The organism is Bradyrhizobium sp. Ec3.3 (assembly GCF_000472925.1).
GTDB lineage: Bacteria > Pseudomonadota > Alphaproteobacteria > Rhizobiales > Xanthobacteraceae > Bradyrhizobium.
The window spans coordinates 137,963-145,344 of sequence record NZ_AXAS01000025.1 but is presented as its reverse complement, the minus strand read 5'-3'; the positions used below and the strand labels follow the sequence as shown (position 1 = coordinate 145,344).

Genomic DNA, 7,382 nt, shown 5'->3' with positions numbered 1-7,382 from the left:
TCCATCACCGTGACGACCGCCAACTACGCGCTCTTCACCACCGGCGGCGCAAGTCCGACCGGCATTCTCGACGCGCAGACCTCGAGTGTGTCGGTCGCCAACATGACCATCGGCACGCTGACCGATGCGGCGACCGACCAGGCCACGCTCGATGGCTACATCGCGCAGGTCACCGCTGCGATCAACTCGGTGGCCTCGGCCGCCGCCAATCTCGGTGCCGTCAAGAACCGCATCTCGACCAACACGGACTTCGTGAAGTCGCTGATGGACTCCGTGGATCGCGGTGTCGGCCAGCTCGTCGACGCCGACATGAACGCGGAATCGACCCGCCTCCAGGCCCTGCAGACCCAGCAGCAGCTCGGCGTTCAGGCGCTCTCGATCGCCAACCAGAACAGCCAGAGCATCCTGTCGCTGTTCCGCGGCTAAGCGGCGCTTTCGAAAACGACCGTGCTCCCCGAGGGAGCACGGTCCTCGTCCTAAGCGACGACCGGGGCGGCGTCCCGTATACCGCCTAATTCATTCCGAACGTTTCCCTATCGATCACCGGCGCGCGCCGACGCGCCGCGATCTTGCATCGCCAGCGCGATCGTGCCCGGTCTAGTTCGTTCGTCAGCCTCCGATCTCCTTGTAAAATTGCAACGCCTCGCCTGCGAACTGACACATTGGTGTCCTTGCGCAACCTTCAGACAAGGTTGGCAGCGGAGTGTCCTTTGCGTTCGCATTGGTACGAGGTCATATGCTCAGTCGCGCGCAGGTGCAGCAGCTGCTCAACAATCTGCTGGAGCTTGGCCCGCGACGCCTGATGGCATTGGGGCTGATCGGTTTTGCCGTTCTCGTTACCGTCGTGGGCGGCGCCTATTATCTGAGCCGGCCTGAATTCGAGACCCTCTATACCGGCCTGACGCGCGAGGACGTGACGCGGATCGGCGCCGCGCTGCGCGAGAAGAACATCGCCTTCGACGTCAATGCGGCGGGAGATGCCGTCTCGGTTCGCCCGAGCCAGACCATGCAGGCGCGCATGCTGCTCGCCGAGAAGGGGCTGCCAACCAGCGCCAATTCCGGCTACGAGCTGTTCGACAAGATCGGCTCGCTCGGCCTGACCTCCTTCATGCAGGAGGTCACAAAACTGCGCGCGCTCGAAGGCGAGATCGCGCGCACCGTCCAGCTCATGAAGGGCGTGAAGGCGGCGCGGGTCCACATCGTCCTTCCCGTGCGCGGCTCGTTCCGCGCCACGCAGCAGCCTCCGTCCGCGTCCGTCGTGCTGCGCACCGACGGCGCGATCGAGGCGCGCACGGCGCAATCGATCCGCCAACTCGTTGCCGCCGCTATTCCCGGCATGACGCGCGACAAGGTGACGGTGCTGGATGCCGACGGCACGATGCTGCTCGCCGAGGAGGACGAGGCGAGCGCTGCGCCGACCAAGATGGCAAGCCTCCAGAAGATGGTTGGCGGGATGGTGCAGGAGAACATCCGCAAGGCGCTGACGCCGTATCTGGGCCTGGATAATTTCGAGGTCAGCGTCGCCCCGCAGCTCTCGACCGACAAGCGGCAGATCAACGAGACCGTCTATGATCCGGAAGCGCGCGCCGAGCGTTCGGTGCGGAACGTTCGCGAGAAGGAGACGTCACAGAACGCGGATCGCTCGACGCCGACCACGGTGCAGCAGAATCTTCCGGACCAGCAGGTCAATGCCGGCGGCACCAAGAACTCCAATGAGGAGAAGAATCGCCGCGAGGACGTCACCAATTTCGAGGTGTCATCCAAGACAACGACGACGGTCAGCGACGGTTATTCCGTGAAAAAGCTGTTCATCGCGGTCCTGATCAACCGCGCGCGGCTGGTTGCCGATCTCGGCGACAAGACCAATCAGGCCATCGTCGACAGCAAGATCGCCGAGATCAGCCAGCTCGCTGCCACCGCCGGCGGGCTGGACAAGCAGCGCGGCGACCAGATCCAGGTGACGGCCGTCGACTTCGTCGAGGGCTCGCGTGAGCTCGCGCCGGTGCCGCCGATCGGCTTCGTCGAGATGCTGAACCGGCAGATGGGAAGCTTCATCAACGCGGTCACTATCCTGGCTGTCGCCTCGATGCTGGTCTGGTTCGGTCTTCGTCCGGCGGTCAACGGCATCCTCACTCATCGCGCGCAGCAAGAGCAGGTCGAGGCCGCAGAGGCGGCCGCCCAGCTCGAGGCTGCAGCCCTGGCGCTGCCTGAGAACGAGGAGGCGGAGCTCAACCTGGTCGAGGACCTCGAAGGCAAGATGCAGCGCACGCCGCAGAAGCGGCTTGAGCAGATCGTGCGGCTCGACCAGACACAGGCGGCTGCGATTCTCAAAGAGTGGATGCGTCGGGAGGAGGCGGCATGAACGCGGCAATCGGAAAGCTGCTCACGCAGTTCGACGCCAATGGACGGGCGAGGCCAGGCGAGAAACCGAAGCTGCCGGAGCCGGCGGCGAAGCCGAAGGAGGTCAGGCGCGAGCCGCCGCCTCAGCTTCAATCCCAGCCTCAACCCGCCGCGCCGAAGGTTGAGACGCCGCCGGTCAATCTCCTCGACGATGCCTATCGGCGCGGCTACGCCGCTGGCGTTGCGGAAGGAGATGCCAAGCTTGCGGAAGAGCGCGTGCGCGGCGCGATCAGGCTCGGCGAAGAGCGGGCCAAATGGTCCGATCAGCAGGCCGTTGCGATCGTGAACGGCTTCACCGCCGCTTGCCGTGAGCTCGAAACCAATGTCGCAAGCTCGGTGGCCCGCATCCTGCAGCCGTTTCTCGTCGATGCAGTCCGCGACAAGGCGGTTGCGGCCCTGGTTGAGCAGATATCGACGCTGACCTGCCAGTCGCCCGTGCCGGTGTTCAAGATCACGGGGCCGAGCGACCTGCTCGAGCTGGTCAAGACTCAGCTCGACACGGCGCGGCGGACCGGCATCGAATATCAGGTCGCCGACAGCTTCGAAATCCGCGTCGTCGCCGACCAGACGGTGATCGAGACGCAGATCTCCCCGTGGATCGAGCGACTGAAGGATGCGCGACGGTAATCCGCCATGAGCGACGTCCAGCCCGAGCTCGTAATCATCCGCCGCCGCAGCGCGTTCGACGATGCGCCGGCCAAAGGCGGCGTCTGGAAGATCGCCTATGCGGACTTCATGACCGCGATGATGGCGTTCTTCCTGGTGATGTGGCTGCTCAACGCACTCAACCAGGACCAGCGCCAGATCGTGGCGAGCTACTTCAATCCGATCGAGCTCGCCGAGAACGCGCCGGCGCCGAAGGGTCTCAAGGATCCCCGCAAGAAGGACCCTGCCGCGTCCGAGGGCCAGGAAGGCAAGCGCAAGCCGGCGGGCACGAGCGAGGAGCGCCATGGCGACTCGCCCACGGCCGAAAAGCCGCCATTCTACGAGGAGAAGGTGCTGTTTCGCGACCCTTACGCGACGCTCGCGGAGATCGCGGCCGGCTCGAGCCAGGCGGCGGGGCAGCGGCGCGTCGGGGCGCTCGCCTCCGCGGAGGAAGAGGGCCTGAAGGGCGGCGAGGCCTATCGCGACCCCTTCGATCCCGGCTTCTGGAAGTTCGCCCCGCAAACGGCGAAGGACGGACCGGCGAGCGAGACCGAGCCCACCCCAAATCCTGCCGCGCGCAACAATCCTGCCGCCGCGGACCAGGGCGAGCCTGCGCGTCGAAGCAAGGCTGATGACGCCGGCGCCACGGCCGATGCGCAAGCGCCGTCCGCCGGCATGTCGCCTCTGCTGCCGCCCGCTCCTGCGCCTACGCAGGCTGGCCGTGATGGCAAAGCGCAAGTCGATGCTCAGGCCAACGTGCAGGCGAATTCTGCCGCAAAGGACACCGAGCCGCGCGACGCGGCACAGGCGCAGCAGCCGACGGTCAAGCAGTTGCAAGCCGCGATCACCGACGTGCTCTCGGACATCAAGGCCGGCGCCGGGCCGGTGGCGGAGGTGCGCCAGGTCGAGGAGGGGCTGCTCGTCAGCCTGACCGACGATGCGAGTTTTGGCATGTTCGCGGTCGGCTCCGCCGAGCCGCGCCCCGAACTGATCCGCGTCATCGACAAGATCGGGCCGCTGCTGACCAAACGACCGGGCACGATCATCGTGCGCGGCCATACTGACAACCGGCCTTACCGGTCGGATACCTACGACAACTGGCGGCTTTCGACCGCGCGCGCCCAGATGGCCTATTACATGCTGGTCCGCGCGGGCGTCGATGCGCAGCGGATCGAGCATGTCGAGGGTTATGCCGACCGCCGCCCGAAGCTCACGAACGATCCGGCGGCGGCACAAAACCGCCGGATCGAGATTTTGATCCGGGAGAAGCGCCCGTGATCGGCCCGAGAGCTTTCGCGCTGCTTTTGCTGCCGTTCGCTGCGGCGAACGCGCTCGCCGCAGCGCCGGAGCCAGCGCCCTCGACGGAAGAGCCATATGCGCTGGTCCGTTCGTTGCAAGCCGTGCAGGACGGCATCGCCAGCGGCGATGCCGCCGCGCAAAGCGGTCATCTCGCGCTGATCCGGCAGGTCGGCGAGAAATTCCTTGCCGCCGATCCAGGCGTGTGGAGCAGCCCGCAGAACGGCCAGGCCATCGTCGTCTATATGCTCAGCGGCGGCGCGCCACAGGTCGTGCGCAAGCTTCCGCGCGAACGGATTAATGTCGACGAGCGGCTGTTCAATGGCGCGCTCGCCTATGTCGAGGGCCGCCAGGACGAAGCGCGCGAGCTTTTGAAGGACGTCAAGCCGCGCTCGATCCCGTCGAGCATGAGCGGACAGATCGCACTGGTGCAGGGCGCGCTGCTCGCAAGCTCCGATGCATCGGTCGCGATCGAGCGGCTGGACGACGCGCGGCTGCTTCTGCCGGGCACGCTCGTGGAAGAGGCGGCGCTGCGGCGTGAGATTGTGCTGGTCGGGCAGGCGGAGGATTTCGACAAGTTCGAGTTCCTGACGCAGGCCTATATCCGGCACTATCGCAACTCGGTCTATTCCGGCGATTTCTGGCAGCGGTTTTCCTCGGCCTTGACGCGTTCGAGCCTCGCGCTCGACGAACACCGCTTTTCGCGGACCACGGCATTGCTCGACCAGATCGACCGCGGGAACCGTCTCAAGCTCTATCTGGTGATCGCCAAGAGTGCGCTGGTCCGCGGGCGGCTTGCCGTGGTGCGACTCGCAGGCGAGCAGGCGCTGTCGCTGAGCGCCGACGGGAGCGTGGATCGCGAGCGGGCGCATCTGTTCCGGGGGAGCGCCCGGGTGCTCACTGGTGACTATGAAGGCGGCCTCACTGAACTGAAGGCGACCGACAGGTCGAAGCTGCCGGAGCGCGAGGCGTCTCTTCTCAATGCCAACATCCAGCTCGCGCTTGACCTTCGCAAGCCGATCTCTGGCCCGCCGTCCGCGATAGCCGCCGACAAGCCGCCGCCCACGCCGGCGCGTCTGGACCTGGCGTCATCGGCTGCGACCCTTGCGCGCGCGCAAAAGCAGCTCGAGGAGCTGGAGCTTCTGACCAAGGACCGCCGCCCATGACCAAGCTCAACGGCACTTCTGGACAGCTCTTCTCTGCCGTCGCCGAAAGCATCAGCGCGCGAGGAACGGTCCGCTCCGGAAAGAACCCGACCGGGCAGGGCGCCGCGGACTCCGCGTTTCATGATCTGCTTCACACGGTGTCGAACCTCGCAAAACGGGCCTTGAACGATTCCGGAAATGAAGCGGCCGTGAAGTCGGCGGCACTGCGCACGCACCTCGCGCAATTGACCGAGCGCGACGAACCGAAAGACGAGTCGCTCGACGACCGGACCTCTTCGGCCGAAGAGCCGCAAGCTACCGGCAAGCACGATCCGCTCGATCTCGCACCGAAGGCGGAGGTCCAGAGCCGCTTGAGCCTCCCCACGATGGTCGGGCCGGAGCTTGCCGCCGTGGCGGTCATCAAGCCGCAGGCGCAATCACTCTCGGGCGACAAGAAGGATGCGCCCGCGCGATCGGAGCGATCTCTTGGCGGACGTGAGCTATCGGCTGCAAGCGTTGCGAACGTGCAAACAGTTGACATCGCCGAAACCAGACCGCGAACGCAAGTTGCCCCTCCGCAGGTTGCGACAGTGCCGCAAGGCAATGCGCCTGCGCCAAAGGCGATGCCTGGAGCATCTGGTTTCGAAGCCGTCACGGCGAATGTCGAGCGCGCCGCGAAGGTGTCCGCTCGCGATGCGCTACCGGAAGCGGCAAAGGTGACTGTCGTCCAGCAAGAGACCCATCTTCCACCCGTCGCGCAGTTTAGCGCGCCTCAGCAGGTGGCGAATGCTGTCGTCACTGAATTAGAGAACGCCGCTGCGCCGGCGTCATCCGCCGCACCCGATCTCACTTCAGTCCAAGGCAATGCACCCGATCAGCCGCTGAAAATCCTGACCATCAGCCTCGAGCCGCCCGCGCTCGGCAATGTCACCGTGCGGCTTCGCCTGGTCGGCGAGTCCGTCTCCGTTCATCTTGCGGCCGACCGCAAGGACACCAGCCAGATGCTCGACCAGCAGCGCGACTCGATCCGCGAGCTCATGCAGTCGGCGGGTTATGTCGCCGAGGTCGCGCCGGTCCAGCACGGCGCGCTGGATGGATTTCAGGCAGGCTCAGGCCAGCCACAGCCCTCGCTCTCCGGCCAGCCACAATCGCAGAACGCGCAAGGAGCGTTCGATGGCTCGAACGCATCGTCCGGCCAGTCCGACGGCGGAGCGCGGCAAGCGAGGGACGAGCGCCAGCCCAACCAGGAGACGCGTCATGAGCAGGACGTGGCCCAGCGCACTCGTCGCGGCCCTGTTTATCTTTAGTGCGACCGCCGCCGCCGCGGGCGCGGACGGCTCGCGCCCTTGCGAGCGCGAGATGGTGCGCGCGGCGCAAGCGCACGGCATTCCGCTCGGCATCCTGTATGCGGTTGGTCTCACCGAAACCGGCCGCCGTGGTGCGCTCTACCCTTACGCTCTCGGCGCCGAAGGCCAGACGGTGTTTGCCAAGGACCTCGACGACGCGATGGCGAATTTCGAGGCGATGCGACATCGGGGCGTCAAGCTGATCGATCTCGGCTGCATGCAGATCAACCATTACTATCACGGTGACAAGTTTGCTTCCGTGCGGGCGATGTTCGATCCCGCCAGCAATGTCGACTACGCCGCGCGCTTCCTCAAGGAACTGAAGCAGCGCGAGGGAAGCTGGACCATGGCGGTCGCCCGCTACAATGCGGGTCCCAACAATCAGCCCGCGCAGAAACGCTACGTCTGCCACATCGTTGCTCATCTCGTCGCTAGCGGGTTCGGTGCCTGGACCGACAAGGCGCGCGCCTTCTGTCAGAAGGAAGCGGCGTGACGACGATGCGTGCGATCTACGGCCAGCCCCGCGCAAGCAAGCACGGTCATTGTAAGC

7 protein-coding genes are annotated in these 7,382 nt (G+C 65.7%); all 7 read left to right on the top strand.

Features of this window, described 5'->3' with window-relative positions:
• A partial coding sequence (locus tag YUU_RS0124440; protein WP_027524770.1) for a flagellin occupies positions 1-426 on the top strand: 426 nt, incomplete at its 5' end.
• Between the two features lie 310 nt (positions 427-736).
• Positions 737-2,362, top strand: a complete 1,626-nt coding sequence (gene fliF, locus YUU_RS0124435) for a flagellar basal-body MS-ring/collar protein FliF (protein WP_027524769.1) — start codon at positions 737-739, stop codon at positions 2,360-2,362.
• Positions 2,359-3,027, top strand: a complete 669-nt coding sequence (locus YUU_RS0124430) for a hypothetical protein (protein WP_027524768.1) — start codon at positions 2,359-2,361, stop codon at positions 3,025-3,027. Before fliF ends, YUU_RS0124430 begins: the two co-directional genes overlap by 4 nt.
• Before the next feature lie 6 nt (positions 3,028-3,033).
• Positions 3,034-4,323, top strand: coding sequence for a MotB family protein (locus YUU_RS0124425; protein WP_027524767.1), 1,290 nt, complete (start codon positions 3,034-3,036; stop codon positions 4,321-4,323).
• Entirely contained in the window at positions 4,320-5,507 is a 1,188-nt protein-coding gene (locus YUU_RS0124420; RefSeq protein ID WP_027524766.1) for a chemotaxis protein, read from the top strand. Before YUU_RS0124425 ends, YUU_RS0124420 begins: the two co-directional genes overlap by 4 nt.
• Entirely contained in the window at positions 5,504-6,793 is a 1,290-nt protein-coding gene (locus YUU_RS0124415) for a flagellar hook-length control protein FliK (protein ID WP_027524765.1), read from the top strand. Before YUU_RS0124420 ends, YUU_RS0124415 begins: the two co-directional genes overlap by 4 nt.
• On the top strand, positions 6,744-7,325 hold the full coding sequence (locus tag YUU_RS0124410) for a transglycosylase SLT domain-containing protein (protein ID WP_027524764.1): 582 nt from the start codon (positions 6,744-6,746) through the stop codon (positions 7,323-7,325). Before YUU_RS0124415 ends, YUU_RS0124410 begins: the two co-directional genes overlap by 50 nt.
• The last annotated feature ends 57 nt before the right edge of the window (positions 7,326-7,382 follow it).